Below are 25,848 nucleotides of genomic sequence, written 5' to 3' on the forward strand. Positions count from 1 at the left end.
CCTTAACAATGCACGGCGCCAGGCGCGGATCGCCCAAGCATACCGACGGGACCGCCGGGGAGCCAGTGCTCAAACCGCCAGCAGGCAGGCGCTCTAACACGCTTTTAAAACAAGCGTATGTTTTTTCATTGACAGCTCGCAGGCATCCTCATAACCTCGCCAGACTTTCAACGTACCGGGAAAACGGACGTGGGCAGCATCTATCTGATTCGACATGGCCAGGCCTCCTTCGGTGCAGACGACTATGACGTCCTGTCGCCCGTCGGCGTGGAACAAGCGCAAATCCTCGGTCGCCACCTGGCAGACATGGGCGTGACGTTCGACCGCTGCGTCGCCGGCGACCTACGCCGCCAGCAGCACACCGCCACGGCCGCGTTCGATCAATACAGCGCCCTCGGCCTGGCGGTTCCAGCCCTGGAAGTCGACAGCGCCTTCAACGAATTCGACGCCGATGCGATCATCCGCGCCCTGCTCCCCGACCTGCTCACCCGCGAACCCGACGCCCTGGACATCCTGCGCAACGCCGCGCAGAACCGCAGCGAGTTCCAGCGCATCTTCGCCCTGATCATCGAGCGCTGGGTGGCCGGCACTTACGATACGCCGGGGCTGGAAAGCTGGCTGGGGTTTGTCGAGCGCGTCCAGGGTGGCCTGCAGCGTCTGCTGGAAGCGGCCGACAACACGCACAAGATCGCCGTGTTTACCTCCGGCGGCACTATTACTGCCCTGCTCCACCTGATTACCCGGATGCCGGCCGCCCAGGCCTTCGAACTGAACTGGCAAATTGTTAACACCTCGCTCAACCAGCTGAAATTCCGCGGTCGCGAGGTGGCACTGGCTTCCTTCAACAGTCATACCCACTTGCAACTGTTGAAGGCGCCGCAGCTCATCACTTTCCGATGAAGTGCGGCCAACCGTGACCCCAAGGTCGCTGGACTCTACCCTAAAGGATCGAAACCATGACTGACGTAGCTAAAGCCGTAGAAGCAATGAAAGCCAAATTCAACCCAGCCGCTGCTGCCGGCCTGGACCTGGTATTCGGTTTCTGTATCGATGACAGCGAACACTTCTCGCTGATCGTCAAAGACGGCACCTGTGAACTGCAGAAAGGCGAAAACCCAGACGCCCTGGTGACCCTGGTCATGAACGGCGAAACACTGAAAGGCATCGTCAGCGGCGAAACCGACGGCATGCAGGCCTTCATGAGCGGCAACCTGCGCACCGAAGGCGACATGATGCTGGCGATGAAGCTGAGCGATCTGTTCCCTTCCTGAGAACGCTGGCTGTAACGCACGCATTGAAATGACAAATCCCGCCAATGGCGGGATTTGTCGTTTCTCGGCCGGCGATCAGCGATCAGCGGCGTCGACTTTCTTGAACTGCTCCAAATCTGGTGGGGGATGGCAGCGTTCGCCATGATCTACATCCTTGTAAAACTCGGGGCGGCGAATTTACCCGATTCAAGGCATGGACGGTACATGCAACAGCAACGCCACCAACGCACTCCACCCCGTCTGGTGTGACGCCCCCAACCCGCGCCCAGTCTCCCCATGGAAATACTCATGGAACAACACCAGATCACGGCTGGCCGGGTCCGCCTCCAACTGCGCATACCCGGCCATCGACGGACGCAGGCCATTGTCATCCCTGAGGACCAATCGGCTCAGACGCTGGCTGAGGCTGTCGGCGACTTCCTCCAGGGACGACAGATAACCACTGCCCGTCGGGTACTCCACCGAGAAGTTATCCGCGTAGTACCGATGAAACTCGCGCAACGATTCGATCAGCATGTAATTCACCGGCATCCACAACGGCCCGCGCCAGTTGGAATTGCCGCCGTACAGACGCGAATCGGACTCACCGGGTTGGTAACGCGCGCACAACGTGTCGCCGTTCATCTTCAGCGCCAGGGGCTGCTCGGCAAAGGCCTTGGACATTGAGCGCACGCCAAATGCCGAAAGAAACTCATCGTCATCCAGCATGCGCCGCAGCAAGTCCTTGGTGCGCTCGCCGCGCAATAACGCCAGCAACAGGCGATTGCCCTGCCCCGGTTCGTTCCAGCGCGAGACCAGCTTGGCCAGGTCCGGCCGGTGGTGCATGAAGCCCAACAGCCGCTCACGCAAGCCTTCAAGGCCCTCATGTTCGCGCTGTTCCAGTACCAGCACGGCGAACAGCGGCATCAGGCCGACGATGGAACGCAGGCGCACCGGTTCGTTCTGACCGTCGGGACGGTGCAGTACGTCGTAGAAGAACAGGTCCTGTTCGTCCCACAGGCCCTCGGCGCTGTCGTCGACACGGTTGATCGCACCGGCGATATACAGGAAGTGCTCGAAAAACTTCACCGCGATATCGACGTACACGACATTGCGCTTGGCCAGTTCCAGCGCGATACGCATCAGGTCCAGCGCATACGCCGCCACCCACGCCGTGCCGTCGGCCTGATCCAGTTGGTAGCCCAGCGGCAGCGCGGCCGAGCGGTCGAACAAGGCGATATTGTCCAGGCCGAGGAACCCACCCTGGAACAGGTTGCGCCCTTCGGCATCCTTGCGGTTGACCCACCAGGAGAAATTCAGCAGCAACTTGTGGAAGATCCGCTCCAGGAAATCCATGTCGCCGACGCCGGTCAACGCCTTGTCCTGCTGATACACCCGCCAACAGGCCCAGGCATGCACCGGCGGGTTGGCGTCGTCGAAGCGCCATTCATAGGCCGGCAACTGGCCGTTGGGGTGCATGAAGCGGTCCTTCACCAGCAGCAACAGTTGTTGCTTGGCATACCCCGGATCGATCAGCGCCATGGCCACCGCCTGAAAGCCCTGGTCCCAGGAGGCGTACCACGGGTATTCCCAGGTGTCGGGCATGGAGAGGATGTCGAAGTTGGACAGGTGCCGCCAATGGCTATTGCGCCGTTGCAGGCGTTCGGGCGGCGGCGCGGGTTGGGTCGGGTCGCCGTCGAGCCATTGGTTCACGTCGAAGTAATAGAGCTGCTTGGACCACAGCAAACCGGCCAGGGCCTGGCGCTGCACATTGCGCGCGTCGGCGTCGGCGATACCCTGTTGCAACGCGGCGTAGAAGTCATCGGCTTCCTGGCGGCGCTGTTCAAACAGCTTGCGCGCATTGACCTCGGGCGCGTCCTTGGGCGCAAAGCGCAGATACACGACTTTGCGCTCCAGACCCGCCAACTCCAGGATGAAACGCGCGGCCGCCTTGGTGCCGCTGTCGCGGCGAATCGCGGTTTCCTGCCCCGCCACCACGTAATCGTTGATCCCATCCTTGAACGGCCCCGGCGCCGGTTGCCCGTCCAGCTTGGGGGCGTTGCTTTCGTTTTCGCAGAACAGCCATTCGACGCCGTCCTGGCCCCAGGCGCTGAGGTGGCGGTCCGGCAATTCATGATGCCGCGCCAGCACGCGCTCGCCGTCCAGCCGCAACTGCGGTTTCGGCGCGCCGACGGTCCAACTCCAATCATTGCGCGCCCACACCTGCGGCAGCACTTGCAGGCGTGTCGGCTGGTCGGAGCGGTTGTGGACGCTGACGCGCATGAAGATATCGTCGGGCTGGTGCTTGGCGTATTCGACGCTGACATCGCAATACCGGTTGTCTTCGAACACGCCGGTATCGAGGATTTCGTACTCGGCGTCCGCCAGCCCGCGCTGGGCGTTTTCGGCGATCAGGTCGGCGTAGGGAAACGCCGCGTGGGGATATTTGTAGAGCATACGCATGTAGGCATGACTCGGCACACCGTCGACGAAAAAGTACAGTTCCTTGACGTCCTCACCGTGGTTGCCCTCGGCGTTGTTCAGGCCGAACAGGCGCTCCTTGATGATCGCGTCACGCTCGTTCCACAGCGCCAGGCCCAGGCACCAGCGTTGCGCCTTGTCACTGAACCCGGCCAGGCCATCCTCGCCCCAGCGGTAAGCGCGGCTGCGCGCATGTTCGTGCGGGAAGTAACGCCAGGCATCGCCGTCGGCGCTGTAGTCCTCGCGCACCGTGCCCCATTGGCGTTCGCTCAGGTACGGGCCCCACTCGCGCCAGCACTCGGCGGAATCGGCGGCCAGGCGCTGGCCTTCAGTGGTTTGCACAATAGTGGCGCTCATCCAATCCTCCCTCAGCCATCGCGTAAGGCCAGTGTAGAACCCATTCCCGGCGGGATGCACATGAAGACGGTTTTACCCCACTCATTCGTTTGCAGAATGAAGTCCAGAGGAATCTTCGTTTGCGCGGGCCTGCGGCGCCCAACAGAATCGGGGGTAACGGCATTCATTACTCTTACCGCAGCCAGGAATTTTTCTATGCCCAGCACCGCGTTTATCAGCCCCGACGACATCCGCAAAGGCTTTTCCAAGGCCATGTCCGACATGTACCGCGATGAAGTGCCCCTGTACGGCGCGCTGATGGATCTGGTGGCCGACATCAACCGCCGCGTGCTCGACGCCGACCCGAGCCTGGCGCAACAACTGCAACGGACCGGCGAAATCCAGCGCCTGGACATGGAACGCCACGGCGCCATTCGCCTGGGTACCGCCGCCGAACTGGCGACCATCCGCCGCCTGTTCGCGGTGATGGGCATGCAACCGGTGGGCTACTACGACCTGACCCCGGCCGGCGTGCCGGTGCATTCCACCGCATTTCGCGCCGTGCATGAATGCGCGCTGCAAACCAGCCCGTTCCGCGTATTCACCTCGTTGCTGCGCCTGGAACTGATCGAGAACCCCGAACTGCGCGCCTTCGCCGAAGCCGCCCTGGCCAAGCGTTCGATCTTCACCCCCGGCGCCCTCGCCCTGATCGAACAAGCGGAACGCGATGGCGGCCTCAACGCTGACGACGCCGAGGCATTCATCCGCCAGGCCCTGGAAACCTTCCGCTGGCACCACACCGCCACCGTCACCGCCGCGCAGTACCGGCAACTGAGCGACCAGCATCGCCTGATCGCCGACGTGGTGGCCTTCAAGGGCCCGCACATCAACCACCTGACCCCGCGCACCCTGGATATCGACCAGGTCCAGGCCGCCATGCCCGGCAAAGGCATCACCCCCAAAGCCGTGATCGAAGGCCCGCCGCGCCGCCACTGCCCGATCCTGCTGCGCCAGACCAGCTTCAAGGCCCTCGACGAAACCATCGCCTTCACCGACGCCCAAGGCAGCCACAGCGCACGTTTCGGCGAAATCGAACAACGCGGCGTCGCCCTCACACCCAAAGGCCGCGCGCTGTACGACCAACTGCTGAATGCCGCCCGCGACGCACTCGGCGCCTTCCCCAACGAAGCCAACGCCGCGCATTACATGCACTTGATGGAACAGCACTTCCAGGCCTTTCCGGACGACCACACACAAATGCGCGAACAAGGCCTGGCCTACTTCCGCTACTTCGCCACCGACAAAGGCCTCGCGGCACGCGGCCAAGCCGACCAACCGCGCACGCTGGACGCGCTGATCGCCGCCGGTCACGTCGATGTAGAACCGCTGGTGTATGAGGATTTTCTGCCGGTGAGTGCCGCAGGGATTTTCCAGTCGAACCTGGGGGATGCCGCGCAAAGTCACTACGCAGCCAATTCGAACCAGGCCGAATTCGAACAGGCACTGGGGCGCAAGACCCTTGATGAGTTGGCGCTGTATGCCGAGACGCAACAGCGCTCGATGGATGAATGCACTCACACGCTACTGGCCTGAAACAAACTGCCCGCCCGGCTCAGCAGCGCAATCCTCGCGCCCTATAACCCCCCAGAGCCGGGTGGACGGCGGGCATCATAAGTATCGGAGGGAAGGATGTCGTTCAGCCAAATCTGAAAAAATGTGCAAGGGAGCGACTGACGCGCTCCCTGCGGGGTGAATGGATCGCGCGCTTTACTCCAGCAAACCCTTGATCTCATCTTTAACCAACAAGCGTTTTTCCTTTAACTTCTTCAGCTCCTCATCGCTGCCGGCCGCCTTTTCAGCGCTCACCACCAGTTCGTCGACGGCGTTGTATTTATCAAACAGCGCGTTCAGACGCGGATTTTTCGCCCGGTGTCCATCGACTTCGTCCTTGCTCAAACCCAAGTCCTGATACAGGTCGTGTTTCACTGGCATGGCCTACCTCCGCAAGTTGATCAATGATTACGCCCTTGAAGCTAGCCCATTCCAAGGGGTCTTGTCATGTTTGCGGGCAAACCAGTTCCGTTCGTCGCTACACCGGCGATGGAATCAAACCTTTGCCGCGCCCTGCCCTCCACTGTAGATCGCCACCCGAGGGAGACCGGTTTCATGAATCACGCCGCCACCGCTGTCGACACCCAATGCATCAACACCCTGCGCACCCTGGCCATGGATGCCGTGCAGAAGGCCAATTCCGGCCACCCCGGCACGCCCATGGGCCTGGCGCCGGTGGGGTATACGCTGTGGAGTCGCTTCCTGCGTTATCACCCGGAGCATCCCGACTGGCCCAACCGCGACCGTTTTGTGTTGTCGGTGGGGCATGCATCGATGCTGCTGTATTCGTTGCTGCACCTGGCCGGCGTGGTCGAGATCGACGCCCAGGGCCAGCGCTCGGGGCTGCCGGCGATCAGCCTGGACGATATCCAGCAGTTCCGGCAGATGGGTTCCAAGACCCCAGGCCACCCCGAGTACCGCATGACCACCGGCGTAGAAACCACCACCGGCCCCCTCGGCCAGGGGTGCGCCAACAGCGTCGGCATGGCCATGGCCGGGCGCTGGCTGGGCGAGCGCTTCAACCGCGACGGCCAGGTGCTGTTCGACTACAACGTCTACACCCTGTGCGGCGACGGCGACATGATGGAAGGCATCAGCAGCGAAGCCGCCTCCCTGGCCGGGCATTTGCGGTTGGACAACCTGTGCTGGATCTATGACAACAACACCATCAGCATCGAAGGCCACACCGAACTGGCCTTCAGCGAGGACGTGATCCAGCGCTTCCAGGCCTATGGCTGGCACACCTTGCACGTGACCGATGCCAACGACCTGCACGCCCTGAGCACGGCGCTGGAAACCTTCCAGCGCAATACCGGTGCGCCGACCCTGATCGTGGTCGACAGCGTGATCGGCTACGGCTCGCCGCACAAACACAACACCGCCGCCGCCCATGGCGAGCCGCTGGGCGAGGCGGAGATCCGCCTGACCAAGGCCGCGTATGGCTGGCCGGAAGACGCCAGCTTCCTGGTGCCCGAGGAGGCGCGCACGGTGTTGCGTGATGCATTGCACGCGCGGGCCGAGCCGTTGTACCGACAGTGGCAGCAAACCCTGGCGTCCCTCGACCCGCAACTGGCCGACGAACTGCAACGCATGCGCGCCGGGAACATGCCCGAGCAATGGCAAGCTGAACTGCCCAGCTTCGACCCCGACGCCAAGGGCGTGGCCAGCCGTGCCGCCGGCGGCGCGGTGCTGAATGCCTTCGCCCGGCAGATTCCCTGGCTGCTGGGCGGCTCGGCGGATTTGTCGCCGTCGACCAAAACCAACCTGACCTTCGACGGCGCCGGACGTTTCAGTGCCGACGACTACAGCGGACGCAACCTGCACTTCGGCATCCGTGAACATGCCATGGGGGCGATCGCCAATGGCATGGCGCTGTCCTACCTGCGCCCGTACACCTCGACGTTCCTGGTGTTCAGCGACTACATGAAGCCGCCGATCCGCCTCGCGGCAATCATGGAATTGCCGGTGGTGTTCGTGTTTACCCATGACTCGATCGGCGTCGGCGAAGACGGCCCGACACACCAGCCGATCGAACACCTGAGCCAACTGCGCGCCACGCCGGGGTTGCTGACCCTGCGTCCCGGCGACGCGAATGAAACCCTGGAACTGTGGAAGGTTGCCCTGGCCCAGACTCACCGGCCGAGCTGCATGGTGTTGTCGCGCCAACCGCTGCCGACTCTGGACCGCACGCAGTACGCAGCCGCGTCCGGTGCCGCCCAGGGAGCCTATGTGCTGGCCGGCGCCGCACACCCCGAGGTCATCCTGCTGGCAACCGGCAGCGAAGTCAGCCTGGCGGTGGCGGCGTATGAACAGCTCAAAGGCGAAGGCATTGCCGCGCAGGTGGTCTCGATGCCCAGCTGGGAGCTGTTCGAAGAGCAGCCCACCGCCTACCGCGACAGCGTACTGCCGCCAGCGGTGACCGCGCGGGTGGTGGTGGAACAGGCCGGTCCGTTGGGCTGGGACCGCTATGTCGGACAGACCGGCGCCAAAGTGGTGATGAACAGCTTTGGCGCATCGGCGCCCCTGGCCAAGTTGCAGGAGAAGTTCGGGTTTACCGTGGAGAATGTGGTGAAGCTGGCCAAGCAACAGATCCAACGGCAGGAACATTGATCACAACGGTGACTGACACTCCGCTATCGGGGGCAAGCCCCCTCCCACATGGGAGAGTGGGGCTCACCGCCGGCACCCGAGCATGAGCAAATGCCACTAACCCCGCCGATCAACCAAGGGAATGCGGTCAATGTGGGAGGGGGCTTGCCCCCGATAGCGGTGCATCAGTCACTGCATGAGTACCTGAACCACTGAAGTGCGCCCCATTGATGGTCAGACCAGCTCTCGGGCGAGGAACGGCGCGGTGCGGCTTTTCTTGCTCTTCGTCACCTGTCGCGGCGTGCCGCTGGCAACCACCTTGCCGCCCAGGTCCCCAGCGCCCGGCCCGATATCGATCACCCAGTCACTCTGGGCCACCACGCGCATTTCATGCTCCACCACAACCACCGTATGCCCGGCGTCGACCAGATGGTTCAACTGGCGGAGCAAGCGGTCCACATCCCGTGGGTGCAGGCCGGTCGTCGGTTCGTCCAGCACATACAAGGTGGCGCCCCGGGCATTGCGTTGCAGTTCGGTGGCCAGTTTGATGCGCTGTGCTTCGCCCCCGGACAGTTCCGTCGCCGGTTGGCCGAGGCGCAGATAGCCCAGGCCGATGTCGCGCAGCACCAGCAACGACCGCAGCACCCCCGGCTGCTCGGCGAACACCGCCACCGCCTGCTCGACGGTCAAGCCGAGCACTTGGGCAATGTTCAAACCTTGCCATTGGATCGCCAGGGTCTCGGGGTTGTAGCGCGCCCCGTGGCAGGTCGGGCACGGCGCGTACACGCTGGGCATGAACAGCAACTCAACGCTGACGAACCCTTCGCCCTCGCAATTCGCGCAGCGGCCCTTGGCGACATTGAAAGAAAACTGCCCCGCATCGTAATCACGCTGCTTCGCGGCCGGTGTGGCAGCGAACAGTTTGCGCACGTTGTCGAACAGCCCGGTGTAGGTCGCCAGGTTGGAGCGCGGGGTGCGGCCGATGGGTTTCTGGTCCACCTGCACCAGCCGGTGAATCCGTTCCAGCCCGGCGCTGATGCACCCGCCGCTGGTGGGCGGGGCATCGTCTTCCAGGCTCGGTTCGTCGTCGCTTTCCGGCACGCGGCCGAGGCCGCTGCCCACCAACTCCAGCAGCGCCTGGCTGACCAGGCTGGATTTGCCCGAGCCGGAAATACCGGTCACCGCAGTGAAGCAGCCCAGCGGGAAATCGACACTCAAATCCTTGAGATTATTACGTGTGACGCCCTCCAGGCTCAGCCAGCCGGTCGGTTCGCGGCGCCGGGGATTGGCCGGGCGCCGTTCGGCAAACAGGTACTCACGGGTCTGCGACGCTTCAACCTGCGCCAAACCCGCCGGCGGTCCGCTGTACAGCACTTGCCCGCCGTGTTCACCGGCCGCCGGGCCGACGTCGATCAGCCAGTCGGCGCGGCGCATGGTTTCCAGGTCGTGCTCCACCACAAACAACGAATTGCCGGCGGCTTTCAAACGCGCCAGCGCAGTGAACAGCGCTTCGCCATCCGCCGGGTGCAGCCCCGCCGACGGCTCATCCAGCACATAGATCACGCCGAACAACTGCGAGCCCAGTTGCGTAGCCAGGCGCAAGCGCTGCAACTCGCCAGACGACAAGGTCGGCGTGCTGCGCTCCAGGGACAGATAGCCCAGCCCCAGCTCGGTCAGGGTGCTGACCCGTTCGAGCAGATCCTCGGCGATGCGCTGGGCGGCCAGGCGCTTTTCCAGCGACAGTTTCATCGTGTCTTGCCCCGCCGCCACCGGCCGCAGCAGCTCGGCCAATTGAGTCAGCGACAGTTGCGAGAGTTCGCCGATGTCCACCCCGGCAAACTTCACCGACAACGCCGCCTGGGTCAGCCGCTTGCCGTCGCACAACGGGCAGGCGCTGCCCTGCATGAACTGCGCGACACGCTTTTTCATCAGCGCACTTTGGGTGTGGCTGAAGGTGTGCAGGATATAGCGCCGCGCGCCGCTGAACGTGCCCTGGTAGCTCGGCTCCAGCTTGCGTTTCAGCGCCTCGCGGGTCTGCTCCGGGGTGAAACCGGCGTACACCGGCACGGTCGGGGTTTCTTCGGTAAACAGGATCCAGTCGCGCTGCTTTTTCGGCAAATCACGCCACGGGATGTCGACGTCATAGCCCAGGGTCACCAGGATGTCGCGCAGGTTCTGGCCTTGCCACGCCAAGGGCCAGGACGCGACCGCACGCTGGCGGATGGTCAGCGAGGGATCGGGCACCATCAGCGCCTCGGTCACCTCATACACGCGGCCCAGTCCGTGGCATTGCGGGCAGGCGCCCTGGGGCAGGTTCGGCGAAAAATCCTCGGCATACAGCATCGCCTGCCCCGGCGGATAACTGCCGGCGCGCGAATAGAGCATGCGGATCAGGCTGGACAACGTCGTGACACTGCCCACCGACGAACGCGCACTCGGCGTGCCGCGCTGTTGTTGCAGGGCCACGGCAGGCGGCAGGCCTTCGATGGAGTCCACATCGGGCACGCCGACCTGATCGATCAGGCGTCGCGCATAGGGCGCCACCGATTCGAAATAGCGCCGCTGGGCCTCGGCATACACCGTGGAAAAAGCCAGGGACGACTTGCCGGAACCCGACACGCCGGTAAACACCACCAGGGCATCCCGTGGGATATCCACATCGACGTTACGCAGGTTATGTTCGCGAGCGCCGCGAACCCGGACGAACCCAAGCTGTTGGGTGGTGATCTGAGGGATGTTGCGCGATGAAGTCATGGTCAACCTTGTGGCGCGGCAAGCACGCGGCGCACCCGATGCGTCTGGGTTTCGGGGTTATAGGGCTTGCTCAGCAGATGAATGTCGGGGCTCAGCAGGTGCGGGATTTCGTTTCATTGCATATAGCTTATCCACGCAGGCCGGAGCAACTGCGCTCAGTGAAAATCCCGGCTGCGCACAGCGATGCCTTGCAGCAACGGCGACAGGTCGGTGAGGCGCCCAGCGATCAGGTGCCGCACCTCGCCCACCGCCTCCCAGCGCCCGTCCACCTTGAGCAGGCGCGAGCCGACCAGGGCCTGGCGCTGACGTTCTGCCAGGTCACGCCAGACCACCACATTCAGGTTGCCGAATTCATCCTCCAAGGTGACAAAGGTCACACCGCTGGCGGTGCCGGGGCGCTGGCGACCGGTCACCAGGCCGGCGACGCTGACAGTGCGGCCATGCTCCACCGCCATCAGCTCACGGGAACTGTGGCAGCGCCGTTTGCGCAATTCATCGCGCAACAACGCCAATGGATGCGGGCCCAGGGTGGTGCCGAGCGTGGCGTAATCGGCCTGCAGGTCTTCGCCCACCGTGGGTGTCGGCAACTCCACCCGCGCTTCGTCGGGGCTGGGCAGGCCGGCGAACAGCCCGAGTTGTTTGTGTACCCCCGCCACTTCCCAGCGCGCCGTGTGCCGGTTGCCGGCCAACGCCCGCAAGGCTCCGGCATCCGCCAGCAAGGCTTGGGCGCGGGGATCCAGCCCGGCGCGTCGGTCGAGGTCGGCAATGTCGCTGAATGCACGGTGCTCGCGCGCCGCTTCGATCCGTCGCCCATCCTCTTCGCGAAACCCCGCGATCATGCGCAACCCCAGGCGAATCGCCGGTTGCGCGCCAGCGATGGGTTCCAGACTGCAATCCCAGTCACTGGCCTGCACGTCCACCGGGCGGATCTGCAAACGATGGCGCCGCGCGTCCTGCAGGATCTGGTCCGGGCTGTAGAACCCCATGGGCCAACTGTTGATCAACGCACAGGCGAAGGCCGCCGGTTCATGGCATTTGAGCCAGCAACTGGCGTAGGTCAACAAGGCAAAACTGGCGGCGTGGGATTCCGGGAAGCCATAGCTGCCAAAACCCTTGATCTGCTCGAAGATCTGCGCGGCGAAGGCTTCGCTGTAGCCGTTTTTGAGCATGCCGGTGCGCAAGCGTTGCTGGTGCGGTTCAAGGCCGCCGTGACGCTTCCAGGCCGCCATGGAACGGCGCAACTGATCAGCTTCGCCAGGGCTGTAATCGGCAGCAACCATGGCGATCTGCATCACCTGTTCCTGGAACAACGGCACGCCGAGGGTGCGTTCGAGCACCGCTTCAAGCTGCGGCGACGGATAGGTGGTGGGCTCCTCTTTGTTCCGCCGCCGCAGGTACGGATGCACCATGCCGCCCTGGATCGGCCCCGGGCGCACGATGGCGACTTCAATCACCAGGTCGTAAAAGGTCTGCGGCTTGAGCCTGGGCAACATCGACATCTGCGCCCGCGACTCGATCTGGAACACGCCGAGGGTGTCGGCCTTGCTGATCATTGCGTAGGTGGCCGGGTCTTCCTTGGGGATCGTCGCCAGGCACAGGTCGTGGCCACGGTGGCGACGCAGCAGGTCGAAACAGCGGCGGATCGCGCTGAGCATGCCCAGGGCGAGGATATCCACCTTGAGCAGGCCGACGGCGTCGAGGTCGTCCTTGTCCCACTGGATGATGGTGCGCTCGGCCATCGCCGCATTTTCCACCGGCACCAGGGTGTCCAGCGGGTGTTCGGAAATCACGAAGCCGCCGGGGTGCTGGGACAGGTGCCGGGGGAAGCCGATCAGTTGCTGGGTCAGCGCGAGTATGCGGCGCAACACCGGGCTGTCGGGGTCGAAACCGCCCTCGCGCAGGCGTTCCAGGGGTGGCGCTTGGTCACTCCAGCGCCCGCAGCACTCGGCCAGGGCATTGACCTGGTCCGGCGGCAAACCCAGGGCCTTGGCCACATCGCGCACCGCGCCGGCACCGTGGTAGCTGCTGACCACCGCCGTCAGTGCCGCACGGGTGCGGCCGTAGCGCTGGAACACGTATTGCAGCACCTCTTCGCGGCGTTCGTGTTCGAAGTCGACGTCGATGTCCGGCGGCTCGTTACGCTCCCGGGACAGGAAGCGCTCGAACAGCATGTTCATCAGGCTCGGGTTGATCTCGGTGATGCCCAAGGCAAAACACACCGCCGAGTTGGCCGCCGAACCCCGGCCCTGGCACAGGATCGAACGGCTGCGGGCAAAGCGCACGATGTCATGTACCGTGAGGAAATAGCTTTCATAGCCCAGCTCGCTGATCAGTTCCAACTCGCGGTCGATCTGCTGCCGGGTCTTGGCGTCGACCCCTTGCGGCCAGCGCCGGGCGATGCCTTCTTCGGTGACGGCGCGCAGCCAGGATCGGGCGTCATGGCCGGCGGGCACCAGCTCACGCGGATAGTGGTAGCGCAGTTGGCTGAGGTCGAAGGTACAACGGCGCGCGATGGCCAGGGTTTCGTCGAGCAACGACGGCGGATATAACGCCTGTAACGCCGGCAGGCTGCGCAGATGCCGCTCGCCATTGGGATGCAGGCGCGTGCCGGCTTCGGCCACCAGTACGTGATGGCGGATGGCGGTCATGGTGTCTTGCAGGGCGCGGCGGCCGCGGGCATGCATATGCACATCGCCGCAGGCCACCGCCGGGAGCTGCAGGCTGGCGGCCAGGGCCAGGCGTTGCTCCAGGTGACGCGCATCGTCCTGCCCGCAATGCAGGTGCACCGCCAGCCACAGGCGCTCGGCGAAGGTACGGCGCAGCCATTGGATCGAGGCCTGGGTGTCGCTGTCTTCGGCAATCCAGAGCGCCAACAGGCCGGGCAGCGGTTGGTCGAAGTCTTCTGGCAGCAGGCGATAACGGCCCTTCTCCGCCCGTCGTCGGGCCAGGGTGATCAAGCGGCACAGGTGCTGGTAGCCGCTGAGGTCTTCCACCAGCAGTAGCAGTTTCGGGCCGTTTTCGACGCGCATCTCACTGCCGATGATCAGCGGCAAACCCACCGCTTTCGCCGCCTGCCAGGCGCGCACGATGCCAGCCAGGGTGCATTCGTCAGTGATCGCCAGGGCGCTGTAGCCCTCGCGCTTGGCCCGCTCGAACAACTCCAGCGCCGTGGAGGCGCCGCGCTGGAAGCTGAAGTTGGACAGGCAATGCAGCTCGGCGTAACTCATGCGAACCAGCCTTGCAGCCACAACCCGTCGCATTGCCCCACGGTGCGGTAGGCCCAGCCTTGCTGGCCGGCGCGGGTCTGGATCAGGTAATAGTCGCGGCGGATATCGGCGCCATCCCACCAACCCGATTCGATGCGCTCCGGGCCCTTCAGGATCTGCACGCCCGCCTCGGCCAGCAAGGTCGGCTCGGCGAGCAGCCAGCCGGGGCGTTGCACGTTGTTCAAAGTGGGGCACGGGTTTTTATCGGTCGCCGCTTGCCAGGCACATTCGGGGCGGTGGTCGGCGTGAAAGCGCAGGCCGTGTACCGCCTCATCGCCAAGCCGGGCGCGCAGGCGTTCGCGCAGTTGCGCCCAGGGCAGGGTCTGTTGCGGGCGGTCGTCGAACAGGTCCTGGCGTTGCGGCACGAACACCGGCAGGTCCTGGGCCACCAGGCGAACACCGCGCACGGGGGACGTCACTTGCACCTGCTCCAGACGCCCGCGGGCCAGTTCGAACAGCATCGGCGCTTCACGCTCGGCGCTGAGCAGGCCGACCGGGATCACGCTGTCGGGGGCCTGGGCGTGTTCCAGGTGCAGGGCGAAACGCTGGACGCCACTGTCGCGGCCACAGAGGAAGGCGGACAGGTCGCCGGTCAGGCGGCGCAGCGGGAATAACAGGGCCTGGTGGGATTGCACGTCGTAGTTCAGCTCGATGCGTACATCGAAGCGGTCCGGCGGCTGATAGAAGCCCAGCGCCAACGGCCGCTGCCCGCTCAGGGCATCCAGATGCTTGAGCAACGCCGCATCGAAGCGCCGCGCCAGTGTGTGCCGGGGCAACGCCTGCACCTGGGCCAGGCTGCGCAAGCCCATCCGCGACAAGGCGATAGCGGCCTGCGGGTCCAGGCCGGCGCGGTCGATGGGCAGTGGCGCCAAGGCCTGCATCAACGCGTGATCATCGGCCACGGCCAGGCCATCGTAGCGGTTCGCCAGAACCCGCGCCGCCGCCGGGTTGGGCGCGGCGACGATGCGATGACGAAAGCCCAGCTCGCTCAGCTCTTTGCGCAGGCGGGCCTCGAAGCGCGGCCAGGGCCCGAACAGGCCCAGGCTCGACTCGATCTCAAACAGCAATGCGCGCGGGTAAAACACGCTGACCTGGGAACTGAACTGGTAGGCCCAGGCCGCCAGAAACTGCTGCCAGCGTTCGATCTCCACGGGGTCGTATTCGGCGCAGGCAAAGGTTTTGACCAGCGCATGCGCCGCCGTCAGCGATTGACCGGAGCGCAGGCCCAAGGCGTGCGCGGCCGCGTTGACGGTTTGCAGGACGCGCCGCTGCGGCGTGCCGGCCAGCAGCGCCAGCGGCTCGTGCGGCGTCGGATGCATACGCTGCACCGCGTCCAGCGCCAATTGCGGGAAGACAATACACACCCAGCGCATGCCAACCTCAGTACCCGGCCAGCGCAATCGGCGCCGGGTGGGCCAGCCCGCCCCGGCACTTGAGCACCCGCACTTGCGCGGGCCGGGCGTCGACCGCCAGGCGCAGAGCGGCCGGCGAGGCGTTGAGCGCGTCACTCAGGGCGCGCCAGGCAAACGCCAGGGTCTGCCCGGTTTCCGCCGCCACCTGCAAGCGCCGCAAGGCACGATCATCGGCCTTGCGCGGCCAGCACAACACCGCACCGCAACTGCCCGAACGCAGGCACTGCTCGACCGCCCACAACGCATCCCGCTCCTCGGCCCGGACCACCGCGAGCTGACGCAAATCCACCCCGGCGTTCTGCCAGGCGTGGGGGTACGGCGTGTAGGGCGGCGCCACCAACACAATGCGCTCCCCCGCCGCCGACAAACGCGCCAGGGTCGGCAACACCAGTTGCAGTTCGCCCACGCCGTCCTTGGCCATGAGGATTTCGCTGAGGGCCGACTCCGGCCAGCCGCCCGTGGGCAGCACCGCATCCAGCGCCGCCAGCCCCGTGGGGTGAACACTGGCCGGTGGCGCGGCGGGCCGGCCCTTCCACACGCGCCCGCCATTGAACAGCGCGTCCAGGGCAACGACGGCGCCCATCAGCCTTGCCTCACCAGGCCGCAGAACACGCCTTCGATGGCCAGGTCCTGATCGGGCCCGACCACGATGGGTTGATACGCGGGGTTGCGCGGCAGCAGCCGCACGCTGTCGCCATTGCGTTCGAAACGTTTGATGGTGACTTCACCGTCCAGGCGCGCCACCACAATCTGCCCGTTCACGGCTTCGGCACTGCGGCGCACGCCCACCAAATCGCCGTCGAGGATGCCGTCTTCGATCATTGAGTCGCCCTGCACCCGCAACAGATAGTCCGGGGTTTTCGCGAAAGTGGCCGGGTCGAGTTGCAGGCGGCTGTGGACTTCGGCATCGGCGCCGATGGGCAAGCCGGCGGCGACACGGCCCAGGACCGGGACGTCCAGCCATTCGGGCCGCGCTGGCGGGTTGAGCAGGCGAATGCCACGGGCCTGGTTGGGGTTGACTTCGATGAAGCCGGCTTCGGTCAGGGCCACAACGTGTTTACGGGCGACGCTGCGGGAGGCGAAGCCGAATGCCTCGGCGATCTCGGCGAGGCTGGGAGATTGGCCTTGTTGCGCGATGCGGTCGCGGATGAAGGTCAGGATGGCGGTGCGGCGGGGGGTTAGGGTTGTCATGGAGTACATTTGTACTCTTGTGGGAAATTTCTGACAAGAGCCGGTAGTCGGGGGTCGGGGTTGGGGTTGTGTGTATATCCGTTATTTAGGTAACGGCAGCTATTGGTTCCGCTCTTACAGCGGGTCACTTTGGAAAAGCCCCAAAGTAACCAAAGGGCTCTTGCCCCACCACTCGGCACCTCGCCTAGGCTCGGCATGCCCTCACTCCGGCCAGCGTGGTTTGACGGGGCGCCTAAGATCAAGATCAAAAACCAGAGCCAGAGCAGAACGAGTTCTATCTGATCCATGGAGATCAAAATGTAGGAGGGGCGGTGCGACGATTCGACTTGCCCCCGATGGCGGTGGATCAGTCATGCATGTAGTGACTGACACACTGCCATCGGGGGCAAGCCCCCTCCCACATTTTTGACCGAGTTCGGCTCGCCGAGTCAGGTCGGCTACAAGGCCGCTTTGCTTTTGATCTGAGGCACACCGAGCCTAGTTTTGGCTACTTTTGAGAAAACGGATATCGACACGCCCCACTCTCACCATCCCTCTTTCAACATCCGCAATTCCAGATGCTGCAACAGCATGATGGTCTTCCCATCCACGATCTCACCGCTCGCCACCATCGCCAACGCCCGCTCGAACCCCAGTTCCAGCACCTCGATGTCCTCGCCTTCCTCTTCGATCCCGCCGCCCATTCCAACCCGATCCTCCGGTTGGTATTCGCCGAGGAAAAAGTGAATCCGCTCCGTCACCGATCCTGGGCTCATGAATGCCGCATAGATCTTCTCCACATGCCCCACGCGATAGCCCGTCTCTTCTTCGGCTTCCAGGCGAATGCGTTCCTCGGGGCTGGCGTTGTCCAGCAACCCGGCCGCGGCTTCGATCAGGTAACCGGGGTAGTCGTTGACGAAGGTGGGCATGCGGAACTGTCGGATCAGCAGCACAGTGCGCTGGGCACGGTTGTACAGCAGGATGGTCGCGCCGTTGCCCCGGTCGTACACTTCGCGGGTCTGGGCCTGCCAGCTGCCGTCGCGGCGGCGCAGGTCGAAGCTGTATTTTTTCAGCAGGTACCAATTCTCCGAGAGCGTCTCTTCGGCGGTGATGCGAACGGGGCTGTTGTCCATGGTCGGGCCTTTGCTCAAAGGAGCAGGAGCATGTCGCGCCAGCAACGCCAACGTCAAGCCGGTCGCATACCGCTACAATCGGGCCCCATAAAAAGTCTCTGCAAGGGCAAGGCAATGTCGCTGCATATCCCGACGCTACTGATAGTCGCCGTGTTCGTGTTCTGCCTGATGGGCCTGCTCACCGTGCATGCCTGGAGCCGTGGCCGTGAACCGACCCTGGGCTATCTCGGCATCATGCTGCTGCTCGCCACCCTGGGCACCGGGCTGATCGCGGTGCGCGGCGTGGGCCTGGACTTTGTCGCGTTGATCCTCGGCAATGTCGTGCTGTTGCTCAGCGCCGCGATGAACTGGACCGCCATGCGCGCTTTCGTGCAGCGCAAGCCGAGCCTGCCGGGGATCTTTGCCGGGTGTGGCGTGTGGCTGTTGATGTGCCTGTTGCCGCAGTTCTATGGTTCGCTGTCGGCGCGGGTCACCCTGTATTCGCTGCTGGCGGCCGGTTATGGCGTGCTGTCGGCCCTGGAGCTGTGGCGCAACCGCGCGACCCTGGAAGTTGCCTACGCTCCCGCGCTGGCGCTGATCCTTTGGCACACCGCGTTCTATGGCATACGCGCAATCACCGACGCCGGCCTGCCGCTGAAAAACGCCCAGGCCTCGGGGGGTGAAGGCGTGCCGTTTTTCTCGTTCATGCTGTTTGAATCGATGCTGTATGCCATCGGCATTGCCTACATCACGCTGGCGATGGTCAAGGAGCGTGCCGAGTTGCGCTTCAAGGCCGCCGCCTTCAGCGATGCGCTGACCGGCGCCGGCAACCGCCGCGCCTTTATGCTCAAGGGCGAAAAACTGCTGGCCGACTGCAGCCGTCGCCAGCGCAGCGCGGCCCTGCTGCTGTGCGACCTGGACCACTTCAAGCGCCTGAACGATAGCTTCGGCCACCCCATGGGCGACCAGGCGCTGATCGCCTTCAGCCAGATGACGCGGGCCATGCTGCGCAGCGGAGATGTGTTTGCGCGTATCGGCGGTGAAGAGTTCGCCTGCCTGCTGGCCGACAGCGATGCGGCCGGGGCGTTTGAAGTGGCCGAGCGCATCCGCCGCGGGTTTGCCGAACTGGACCTGCTGACGCCGGGGTTCTTGAGCGTGAGCATCGGCATCGTCACCACCACGGCGGCAGGCCACGACCTCTCATACTTACTGTCCCAGGCCGACCAGGCGCTGTACCAGGCCAAGGCCTATGGACGCAATCGCGTGCAGGTGGTGGCGCTCGCCTGAGCGGACGACGCTTGAATGCCGCAATACTTTGCAAGCAATCCCCACTGACGGCCGTCGAAATAATTCCTGCCTCCGTAGGCCATCTGGTAAAACCCGTGCTTCGTCTTTGCCCTGGACCCTTTATGCCTTCTCGTTTCCTCTCCCGCCTGGGCCTGCGCTGGTTTCCCCTGCTGTGCATGGCCATCCTGATCCTCGGGTTGCCGGTGGGTTGCGCCGTGCTGCAACACAAGGAGCGCGAGCTGGTGTTTCGCATCGAACCGGGCACCGCGAGCTGGTACAGCGGCTTGCCCAAGGCGGTGCAGGAGTTCGAACTCACGCCCGCCAGTTTCAAGTCGGGACAGAACATTCATGGCTGGTGGTGGCCGGCGGACAAGAAGGACGCGCCGGCCATCCTGTACCTGCATGGCGTGCGCTGGAACCTCACCGGGCAGCTGTTCCGCATCGAGCAATTACACGCGCTGGGCTACTCGGTGCTGGCCATCGACTACCGCGGCTTCGGCCAAAGCCAGGGCGACCTGCCTTCGGAAACCACGGTGTACGAGGACGCACGCATCGCCTGGGAACGCTTCCAGCTGTTGCAACCCGACCCGAGCAAACGCCTGATCTACGGGCATTCCCTGGGCGGCGCGGTGGCGATCGACCTGGCCGCTGAACTGGGCCGGCAGGTCCCCTTGCCCGTGCGCGGGCTGGTGATCGAATCCACGTTCACTTCCCTGGCGGATGTGGCCACCGCCGTGGCGGATACCGCCTTGCCGGTGCGCTGGCTGCTGTCGCAGAAATTCGATTCCATCGACAAGATTGCCGACATCCATATGCCGCTGCTGGTGGTCCACGGCCTGGACGACCGCTACGTCCCCCCACGGTTCAGCGAGCAATTATTTGCCGCCGCCCAGGAACCCAAGCGCCTGTTGCTGGTGCCCGGCGCCAGCCACAACAACAGCATGAGCCTGGCCGGGCGCAGCTATCGCAAAGCGCTGGACAACCTGATGCAAGCGAAGATGCCGACACAGGTTGTCACCCACTCAACCGGGCGCGCCAACGACTCATAAAATGTGTTTTCGGCACTGGGTTCGCGCGGGGCTGTCAAGCGCAAACCCAGCCTATGCTGGCCCGCGCCAGAAGTTGATCAAATATTGATCTTGGGTTGAATCGCCAACCCCTGCCGGGCCCTCGCAAAGTTATCCACAGAGATACCCACGGTTTTCGTGGACAACTCTTTTTATTTTTTTACGATTTTTTTGCTCAGCCCGCGCCTTGGGGAAAGGTGCCAGGCAGCAAAATTTCGCGATTCACATCGCGTATATCGTTATACCCGCACAGCGCCATCGACACGTCCAACTCGCGGGCGATGATCTCCAGCGCCTTGGTCACCCCCGCTTCACCCATCGCGCCCAGGCCGTACAAATGCGGGCGACCGATCAGGGTGCCTTTGGCGCCCAATGCCACGGCCTTGAGCACGTCCTGGCCGGAACGGATACCGCCGTCGAGCCACACTTCAATACGCTCGCCCACCGCATCGACGATCGCCGGCAATTGGCTGATGCTCGATGGCGCGCCATCCAACTGACGACCGCCGTGGTTGCTCACCACCAACGCATCGGCGCCGGCATTCGCCGCCAGGCGCGCATCTTCCACATCGAGGATGCCCTTGATGATCAACTTGCCGCCCCAGCATTTCTTGATCCATTCCACATCGTCCCAACTCAGGCGCGGGTCGAACTGTTGGGCGGTCCATGCCGACAGCGAACTCATGTCCGCCACACCTTTGACATGCCCGACGATATTGCCGAAGCCATGGCGCTTGGTGCCGAGCATGCCCATCACCCAGCGCGGCTTGGTCATCATGTTGAGGATATTCGGCAGGGTCAGTCTGGGCGGCGCCGACAGGCCGTTGATCAGGTCCTTGTGACGTTGGCCGAGGATCTGCAGGTCCAGGGTCAACACCAACGCATCGACACCGGCGGCCTTGGCGCGCTCGATCAATTGCTCGATAAAAGCGCGGTCGCGCATCACATAGAGTTGAAACCAGAACGGCTGGCCGACCTGTTCGGCGATGTCTTCCAGGGAGCAGATGCTCATGGTCGACAAGGTGTAGCGCAGGCCAAAGGCAGCAGCGGCACGGGCGGTGAGAATCTCACCATCGGCATGCTGCATCCCGGCCAGACCGGTGGGCGCCAGGGCGACTGGCATGGCCATGTCCTGGCCGATCATGGTGGCGCGGATCGAACGTTTATCGATATTGCGCGCCACCCGTTGGCGGAATTTGATCTGGGCAAAATCGCTTTCATTCGCCCGGTAAGTGCTTTCAGTCCAAGAGCCGGAATCGGCGTAGTCGTAAAACATCCTTGGAACACGTTTTTGCGCCAGCTTGCGTAAGTCTTCGATGGTTGTGATCAACGACATCTGCGTCACCTCTCCCTGAACTGAGTAGGAAGAGTAACCGCCCATCCGCCGTACAACCAGCCATTGCGTTGATTGATCAAGCCGCTGACGGCTCGTCCGTGGCAGGTGGCTCGGGGGTGAGTCCCCAGTCGCCGTGCTCGTACCAGTCATCGCCGATCATCTCGGCCGGGTGCATGGTACGGTCGGCGCCGTTGCCACAGGCCAGATCGGTCGTGGCGCAATAACGGTCGCAGCCCCAGCAAATGCGTTCGGGGTGCTTGGGGTGCAGCGGAAAAGGCTTGGCCATGATGAGGTTCCCTACCGGCGAACAATAGAGTCAACCTAACCTGCTCGAGGGGGCATGGCCTTGACTGCGGTCAAGATTGGCCAACATGAAATATCGCAGAAACTTGACAAGAATCATTATTATTTACGATCAACCTTCCTAGACTCGGGTTCTTTCCCCCTCACCCGTCAGGAAGCCTCCATGCGTATTCCTTCTACTGTGTCCCTGGTCCTGCTGTTGTCCACCTCTGCGGCGTTCGCCAAGGAGTACCCGATCGGCGAGCCGCAGCACTGCCCAGGCCTGGAAATCGGCGCGGTGTACCTGCAACCGATCGAGATGGCACCCGCCGGCATGATGCGCGCCACGGCCGACTCCGACGTCCACCTTGAAGCCGATGTGCGCGCCACGGCGGACAATGCCCAAGGCTTCCAGGAAGGCAGTTTCGTGCCGTACCTGAACCTGTCCTTTACGTTGAAAAAGCAAGGCAGCGACACGCCGATCACCGGTGATTTCCACGCCATGGTCGCCAATGACGGGCCGCACTACGGCGACAACGTCAAGCTGCAAGGCCCGGGCAAATACACCCTGACCTTCAGCGTATTGCCGCCCAGCGGCCACCAGTCCCTGGGCCGCCATACCGACAAGGAAACCGGGGTCGCACCGTGGTTCGAACGCTGCGAAGTCCACTACGAATTCGTCTATGCCGGCATCGGCAAGAAAGGCGGTTACTGATGCGGCGCGCCTTGCTGCTGGGCAGCTTGCTGCTGAGCGGCGCGGCCCTGGCGGCGCCGTTGCCGACCTATGAACTGACCCTGCAGGACGGCCACTTCATCCCGCCGCAACTCACGGTCAAGGCCGGCGAGCGCTTCAAGATCGTGCTGCACAACCTCGGCCAAGGCCCGGCCGAATTCGAGAGCACGCCGCTGCGCGTGGAGAAAGTCTTATCGCCCGGCGTGACCACCTTCGTCGTGATCCACCCGCTCACGCCGGGGTTGTATCCATTCTTTGACGAGTTCAACCCACAGTTGCCCGAAGGCAGCATCCTCGCCCAATAGCCCCGGGAGCCGTTGATGAATCAATCGATGTTTATTGTCTGGCGCGAAAGCGTCGAGGCGCTGCTGGTGATCGGCATTCTGCAGGTCTGGATCAGCCGCCAGACCGCGCACTCGCGCCTGGGGCGTTTCCTGTGGGCCGGGGTGGTCCTGGGCTTGTTCTGCTCCGCCGGCCTGGCCGGCTTGATGCTGTGGGCCGGTGAGGCCATGACCGGCCCCCAGGGCGAATGGCTGCAAGCGGCGCTGACGTTATTGGCCAGCGGCCTGATGGTGCAGATGGTGTTCTGGATGCATCGCCACGCCGCCACACTCAAAAACACCCTGGTACGCGAAGCCGATGAACGCCTGGCGCGCCAGGGCGGTTGGGGCGTGTTGCTACTGACGCTGTTGGCGGTGAGCCGCGAAGGCAGTGAAACCGTGGTGTTTCTGTACGGTGCCGGCGCGCGTCTGCAGGGCCCGGCGCTGAACCTGTTCGCGATCGGCGGCGTGCTGGGCCTGGTGTTGGCGGGGCTCACGGTGCTGTTGTTGCGCAGTACGCGGCGCTTCATTTCCTGGTCGCTGTTTTTCGCCCTCAGCGAAGCGCTGTTGCTGCTGCTCGGCGGGGCTTTGCTGGTGGCGGCCGTGGACCGTATCAGCGGGCAATTGCTGGCGATGGACATGCCCGAGTGGGTCTATTCAAGCTTCGGTGAAAGCCGCTGGGACAGCAGTACCCTGCTCAGCGACAGCCACGGCCTGGGCGCTATGTTGGCTGACTTTGTCGGCTACCGCGCCGCGCCGAGCCTGGTGACCGTGCTGGTGCTGCTCGGTTATTGGCTGTGGGTGGGCAACGGCCTGCGCCGTTCGCGGCACGCGGCATGAGCTGGCTGCAGCGCCTGGGCGATGGCATGCGCCGCCATGGGCGCTTGATCCGTGCCGTGCAATGGGCGGTGGTGCTGGTCTACGCCGTGCTGCTGGTGCTGCCGGCGCTGCTGCCGTTGCCGGACAGCCAGGCGCGCCTGGTGAACAACCTGACGCTGCTCGCGCAATTCATCTTCTGGGGCCTCTGGTGGCCGTTCGTGTTGCTGTCGATGGTGTTGTTCGGGCGCCTGTGGTGCGGCGTGCTCTGCCCGGAAGGTTCCCTGAGCGAATGGGCCAGCCAGCACGGGCGCGGCCTCGGCATTCCGCGCTGGCTGCGCTGGGGCGGCTGGCCGACGCTGGGCTTTTGCCTGACCACCCTCTATGGCCAATTGATCAGCGTGTATGACTACGCCCAGGCGGCCCTGTTGATTCTCGGCGGCTCGACCCTCGGCGCGGTGATCGTCGGCCTGTTGTTCGTGCGCGGCAAGCGCGTGTGGTGTCGGTACCTGTGCCCGGTCAGCGGCGTCTTCGCCCTGCTCGCCCGCCTGGCGCCGGTGCATTTCGCGGTGGATGAGCAACGCTGGAAAGCCAACGACGCGCCCCGCCTGCCGCTGCCCAACTGCGCGCCGCTGCTGGATATCCGCCGCCTGCAAGGGGCCAGCGAGTGCCATGCCTGCGGCCGTTGCAGCGGGCAACGCGGCGCGGTGCAACTGATCGCCCGCTCGTGCAATCAGGAGATCCTGCAGGCGCCCCATCAGCAAGGCTCGGCGTGGGACGCGCGGCTGTTGCTGTTTGGTGTGATCGGCCTGGCGATGGGGGCGTTTCAATGGACCGTCAGTCCGTGGTTTATCGCGCTCAAACAAACCCTGGCGACGTGGCTGGTCGGCCATGACTGGCTGTGGCCGCTGCAAGACAACGCGCCGTGGTGGCTGCTCACTCATTATCCGCAGCTCAATGACAGCTTCAGTTGGTTGGATGGCTTGTGCATTGTGTTGTATCTGGGGGGGAGTTCGTTGGTATTGGGGGGCGGCTGTTGGCTGCTGCTGCGGTTGGCCGCGTGGGTGGCGGGTGATCGTGCACTGTTTCGGCCCTTGGCGCTGACGCTGACGCCCCTCGGTGGTGCGGGTTTGTTCCTGGGGTTGTCGGCGACCACGGTGAAGTTGTTGCGGTATGAGGGGTTGGGGTTGGCTTGGGTGCAATCGGCGCGGGCGGTGTTGTTGATTGCGGCGGTTGGGTGGTGTTTGTGGTTGGGGTGGCGGCAGCTTCGGGGGGTTGGGCGCTGGTCGCGTTGCCTTGCGGGGTTGTGCGTGGTGCTGAGTACGGGGTTGGTGGGGTGTGGGTGGTGGTTGCAGTTTTGGGGGTGGGGTTGAGTGCCGTTTTTTCGGTGATGGCGGCTGAGTGCATATCCGTTTTTTAGGTAATGGCGGCTTATGGCGGCTGAGTACATATCCGTTTTTTAGGTAATGGCGGCTTATGGTTCCGCTCTTACAGCGGGTCACTTTGGAAAAGCCCCAAAGTAACCAAAGGGCTCTTGCCCCACCACTCGGCACCTCGCTAGTGCTCGGTGTGCCCTCACTCCGGCTTGAATCCGTGGGCCGCCGTCATGGGCCATCCTTGGCCCAGGACGGCTAACCCGGCGTCCTGCCGGGTTGCCCACGGATTCAAGCCTGCGTTCGGCCAGCGTGGTTTTACGGGGCGCCTAAGATCAAGATCAAGATCAAAAGCCAGAGCCAGAGCCAGAGCCAGAGCAGAATAAGGTCTATCTGATCCATGGATATCCAAATGTGGGAGGGGGCTTGCCCCCGATGGCGGTGGATCAGTCATGCATGTATTGGCTGACACACTGCTATCGGGGGCAAGCCCCCTCCCACATTTCTGACCGAGTTCGGCTTCCAGTATCAGGTCGGCTATAAGGCCGCCTTGCTTTGGCTTTTGATCTGGGGCGCCCCGTTAACCACGCTGGCCGAACGCAGGCTTTGGAGCGTGGGTAACCCGGCAGGACGCCGGGTTAGCCGTCCTGGGC

20 protein-coding genes are annotated in these 25,848 nt (G+C 63.9%); 10 read left to right on the forward strand and 10 right to left on the reverse strand.

The features are described from left to right. Window positions 1-189 precede the first annotated feature (189 nt). Window positions 190-900 (forward strand): histidine phosphatase family protein, encoded by a 711-nt coding sequence (locus LQ249_RS18135; RefSeq protein ID WP_017846668.1) that lies wholly within the window; start codon window positions 190-192, stop codon window positions 898-900. Between the two features lie 56 nt (window positions 901-956). Further along, window positions 957-1,271 (forward strand): SCP2 sterol-binding domain-containing protein, encoded by a 315-nt coding sequence (locus LQ249_RS18140; protein WP_046383100.1) that lies wholly within the window; start codon window positions 957-959, stop codon window positions 1,269-1,271. Window positions 1,272-1,457: 186 nt separating this feature from the next. Here LQ249_RS18140 and LQ249_RS18145 read toward each other — a convergent pair whose 3' ends face one another. Then, complete coding sequence (locus tag LQ249_RS18145) at window positions 1,458-4,088, reverse strand: MGH1-like glycoside hydrolase domain-containing protein (RefSeq protein ID WP_232565737.1); 2,631 nt, start codon at window positions 4,086-4,088, stop codon at window positions 1,458-1,460. 195 nt (window positions 4,089-4,283) lie between these two features. On the opposite strand from LQ249_RS18145, the gene hglS reads away from it, so the two are divergent. Beyond that, window positions 4,284-5,660, forward strand: a complete 1,377-nt coding sequence (hglS, locus tag LQ249_RS18150) for a 2-oxoadipate dioxygenase/decarboxylase HglS (RefSeq protein WP_232565738.1) — start codon at window positions 4,284-4,286, stop codon at window positions 5,658-5,660. 174 nt (window positions 5,661-5,834) lie between these two features. On the opposite strand, the gene LQ249_RS18155 is transcribed toward hglS, so the two are convergent. Beyond that, the gene (locus LQ249_RS18155) at window positions 5,835-6,059 is read right to left on the reverse strand and encodes a DUF465 domain-containing protein (protein WP_046383097.1); all 225 of its coding nucleotides are present in this window, start codon (window positions 6,057-6,059) and stop codon (window positions 5,835-5,837) included. Window positions 6,060-6,233: 174 nt separating this feature from the next. Between LQ249_RS18155 and tkt the strand changes: the two genes are divergently transcribed. Further along, window positions 6,234-8,288, forward strand: a complete 2,055-nt coding sequence (tkt, locus tag LQ249_RS18160; RefSeq protein WP_232565739.1) for a transketolase — start codon at window positions 6,234-6,236, stop codon at window positions 8,286-8,288. 213 nt (window positions 8,289-8,501) lie between these two features. Here the strand turns inward: tkt and uvrA are convergent, their stop codons facing one another. From uvrA to LQ249_RS18190, 6 genes are all read right to left on the reverse strand, one after another. Then, on the reverse strand, window positions 8,502-11,021 hold the full coding sequence (gene uvrA, locus LQ249_RS18165) for an excinuclease ABC subunit UvrA (RefSeq protein WP_232565740.1): 2,520 nt from the start codon (window positions 11,019-11,021) through the stop codon (window positions 8,502-8,504). 155 nt (window positions 11,022-11,176) lie between these two features. Next, entirely contained in the window at window positions 11,177-14,269 is a 3,093-nt protein-coding gene (locus tag LQ249_RS18170; RefSeq protein WP_232565741.1) for an error-prone DNA polymerase, read from the reverse strand. Next, window positions 14,245-15,660 carry a Y-family DNA polymerase gene (locus tag LQ249_RS18175; protein WP_057006075.1) on the reverse strand — a complete coding sequence of 472 codons (1,416 nt, stop codon included), beginning with the start codon at window positions 15,658-15,660 and terminating at the stop codon, window positions 14,245-14,247. Before LQ249_RS18175 ends, LQ249_RS18170 begins: the two co-directional genes overlap by 25 nt. A 7-nt stretch (window positions 15,661-15,667) precedes the next feature. Further along, a complete protein-coding gene (imuA, locus tag LQ249_RS18180; protein ID WP_126588303.1) occupies window positions 15,668-16,282 on the reverse strand; it encodes a translesion DNA synthesis-associated protein ImuA in 615 nt (204 codons plus the stop codon). After that, on the reverse strand, window positions 16,282-16,899 hold the full coding sequence (gene lexA, locus LQ249_RS18185; RefSeq protein WP_017846678.1) for a transcriptional repressor LexA: 618 nt from the start codon (window positions 16,897-16,899) through the stop codon (window positions 16,282-16,284). The genes imuA and lexA overlap by 1 nt, the downstream gene beginning before the upstream one ends. Before the next feature lie 515 nt (window positions 16,900-17,414). Further along, window positions 17,415-18,002, reverse strand: a complete 588-nt coding sequence (locus LQ249_RS18190) for an NUDIX domain-containing protein (RefSeq protein ID WP_017849304.1) — start codon at window positions 18,000-18,002, stop codon at window positions 17,415-17,417. A gap of 114 nt (window positions 18,003-18,116) precedes the next feature. On the opposite strand from LQ249_RS18190, the gene LQ249_RS18195 reads away from it, so the two are divergent. Further along, on the forward strand, window positions 18,117-19,268 hold the full coding sequence (locus tag LQ249_RS18195; protein ID WP_046385251.1) for a GGDEF domain-containing protein: 1,152 nt from the start codon (window positions 18,117-18,119) through the stop codon (window positions 19,266-19,268). A gap of 122 nt (window positions 19,269-19,390) precedes the next feature. After that, entirely contained in the window at window positions 19,391-20,317 is a 927-nt protein-coding gene (locus tag LQ249_RS18200; protein ID WP_057006079.1) for an alpha/beta hydrolase, read from the forward strand. A gap of 193 nt (window positions 20,318-20,510) precedes the next feature. Here the strand turns inward: LQ249_RS18200 and LQ249_RS18205 are convergent, their stop codons facing one another. Together LQ249_RS18205 and LQ249_RS18210 are read right to left on the reverse strand one after the other, a co-directional pair. Next, window positions 20,511-21,671 (reverse strand): alpha-hydroxy acid oxidase, encoded by a 1,161-nt coding sequence (locus LQ249_RS18205; protein WP_057006080.1) that lies wholly within the window; start codon window positions 21,669-21,671, stop codon window positions 20,511-20,513. A gap of 76 nt (window positions 21,672-21,747) precedes the next feature. Further along, a complete protein-coding gene (locus tag LQ249_RS18210; protein WP_017849308.1) occupies window positions 21,748-21,957 on the reverse strand; it encodes a DUF3079 domain-containing protein in 210 nt (69 codons plus the stop codon). 180 nt (window positions 21,958-22,137) lie between these two features. Between LQ249_RS18210 and LQ249_RS18215 the strand changes: the two genes are divergently transcribed. Genes LQ249_RS18215 through LQ249_RS18230 form a run of 4 tightly spaced genes read left to right on the forward strand, consistent with a single transcriptional unit; the run spans window position 22,138 to window position 25,195 of the window. Then, window positions 22,138-22,668: an iron transporter gene (locus tag LQ249_RS18215; protein WP_017849309.1), complete on the forward strand. Its 531-nt coding sequence runs from the start codon at window positions 22,138-22,140 to the stop codon at window positions 22,666-22,668. Then, the gene (locus tag LQ249_RS18220) at window positions 22,668-22,991 is read left to right on the forward strand and encodes a cupredoxin domain-containing protein (RefSeq protein ID WP_017849310.1); all 324 of its coding nucleotides are present in this window, start codon (window positions 22,668-22,670) and stop codon (window positions 22,989-22,991) included. Before LQ249_RS18215 ends, LQ249_RS18220 begins: the two co-directional genes overlap by 1 nt. Window positions 22,992-23,006: 15 nt before the next feature. Continuing rightward, on the forward strand, window positions 23,007-23,846 hold the full coding sequence (locus tag LQ249_RS18225; protein ID WP_046383091.1) for an FTR1 family iron permease: 840 nt from the start codon (window positions 23,007-23,009) through the stop codon (window positions 23,844-23,846). After that, window positions 23,843-25,195, forward strand: a complete 1,353-nt coding sequence (locus tag LQ249_RS18230; protein WP_128192651.1) for a 4Fe-4S binding protein — start codon at window positions 23,843-23,845, stop codon at window positions 25,193-25,195. Before LQ249_RS18225 ends, LQ249_RS18230 begins: the two co-directional genes overlap by 4 nt. Window positions 25,196-25,848: the final 653 nt, after the last annotated feature.

It is taken from the genome of Pseudomonas sp. 7-41 (assembly GCF_021233075.1).
In the GTDB taxonomy this organism is placed as follows: Bacteria; Pseudomonadota; Gammaproteobacteria; order Pseudomonadales; family Pseudomonadaceae; genus Aquipseudomonas; species Aquipseudomonas veronii.

What these genes read in the sequence shown, in the direction of transcription:
- LQ249_RS18140 (WP_046383100.1), top strand. Translation starts at nt 957, where the DNA reads ATGACTGACGTAGCTAAAGCCGTAGAAGCAATGAAAGCCAAATTCAAC.
- LQ249_RS18145 (WP_232565737.1), bottom strand. Translation starts at nt 4,088, where the DNA reads ATGAGCGCCACTATTGTGCAAACCACTGAAGGCCAGCGCCTGGCCGCC.
- hglS (WP_232565738.1), top strand. Translation starts at nt 4,284, where the DNA reads ATGCCCAGCACCGCGTTTATCAGCCCCGACGACATCCGCAAAGGCTTT.
- LQ249_RS18155 (WP_046383097.1), bottom strand. Translation starts at nt 6,059, where the DNA reads ATGCCAGTGAAACACGACCTGTATCAGGACTTGGGTTTGAGCAAGGAC.
- tkt (WP_232565739.1), top strand. Translation starts at nt 6,234, where the DNA reads ATGAATCACGCCGCCACCGCTGTCGACACCCAATGCATCAACACCCTG.
- uvrA (WP_232565740.1), bottom strand. Translation starts at nt 11,021, where the DNA reads ATGACTTCATCGCGCAACATCCCTCAGATCACCACCCAACAGCTTGGG.
- LQ249_RS18175 (WP_057006075.1), bottom strand. Translation starts at nt 15,660, where the DNA reads ATGCGCTGGGTGTGTATTGTCTTCCCGCAATTGGCGCTGGACGCGGTG.
- imuA (WP_126588303.1), bottom strand. Translation starts at nt 16,282, where the DNA reads ATGGGCGCCGTCGTTGCCCTGGACGCGCTGTTCAATGGCGGGCGCGTG.
- lexA (WP_017846678.1), bottom strand. Translation starts at nt 16,899, where the DNA reads ATGTACTCCATGACAACCCTAACCCCCCGCCGCACCGCCATCCTGACC.
- LQ249_RS18190 (WP_017849304.1), bottom strand. Translation starts at nt 18,002, where the DNA reads ATGGACAACAGCCCCGTTCGCATCACCGCCGAAGAGACGCTCTCGGAG.
- LQ249_RS18195 (WP_046385251.1), top strand. Translation starts at nt 18,117, where the DNA reads ATGTCGCTGCATATCCCGACGCTACTGATAGTCGCCGTGTTCGTGTTC.
- LQ249_RS18200 (WP_057006079.1), top strand. Translation starts at nt 19,391, where the DNA reads ATGCCTTCTCGTTTCCTCTCCCGCCTGGGCCTGCGCTGGTTTCCCCTG.
- LQ249_RS18205 (WP_057006080.1), bottom strand. Translation starts at nt 21,671, where the DNA reads ATGTCGTTGATCACAACCATCGAAGACTTACGCAAGCTGGCGCAAAAA.
- LQ249_RS18210 (WP_017849308.1), bottom strand. Translation starts at nt 21,957, where the DNA reads ATGGCCAAGCCTTTTCCGCTGCACCCCAAGCACCCCGAACGCATTTGC.
- LQ249_RS18215 (WP_017849309.1), top strand. Translation starts at nt 22,138, where the DNA reads ATGCGTATTCCTTCTACTGTGTCCCTGGTCCTGCTGTTGTCCACCTCT.
- LQ249_RS18220 (WP_017849310.1), top strand. Translation starts at nt 22,668, where the DNA reads ATGCGGCGCGCCTTGCTGCTGGGCAGCTTGCTGCTGAGCGGCGCGGCC.
- LQ249_RS18225 (WP_046383091.1), top strand. Translation starts at nt 23,007, where the DNA reads ATGAATCAATCGATGTTTATTGTCTGGCGCGAAAGCGTCGAGGCGCTG.
- LQ249_RS18230 (WP_128192651.1), top strand. Translation starts at nt 23,843, where the DNA reads ATGAGCTGGCTGCAGCGCCTGGGCGATGGCATGCGCCGCCATGGGCGC.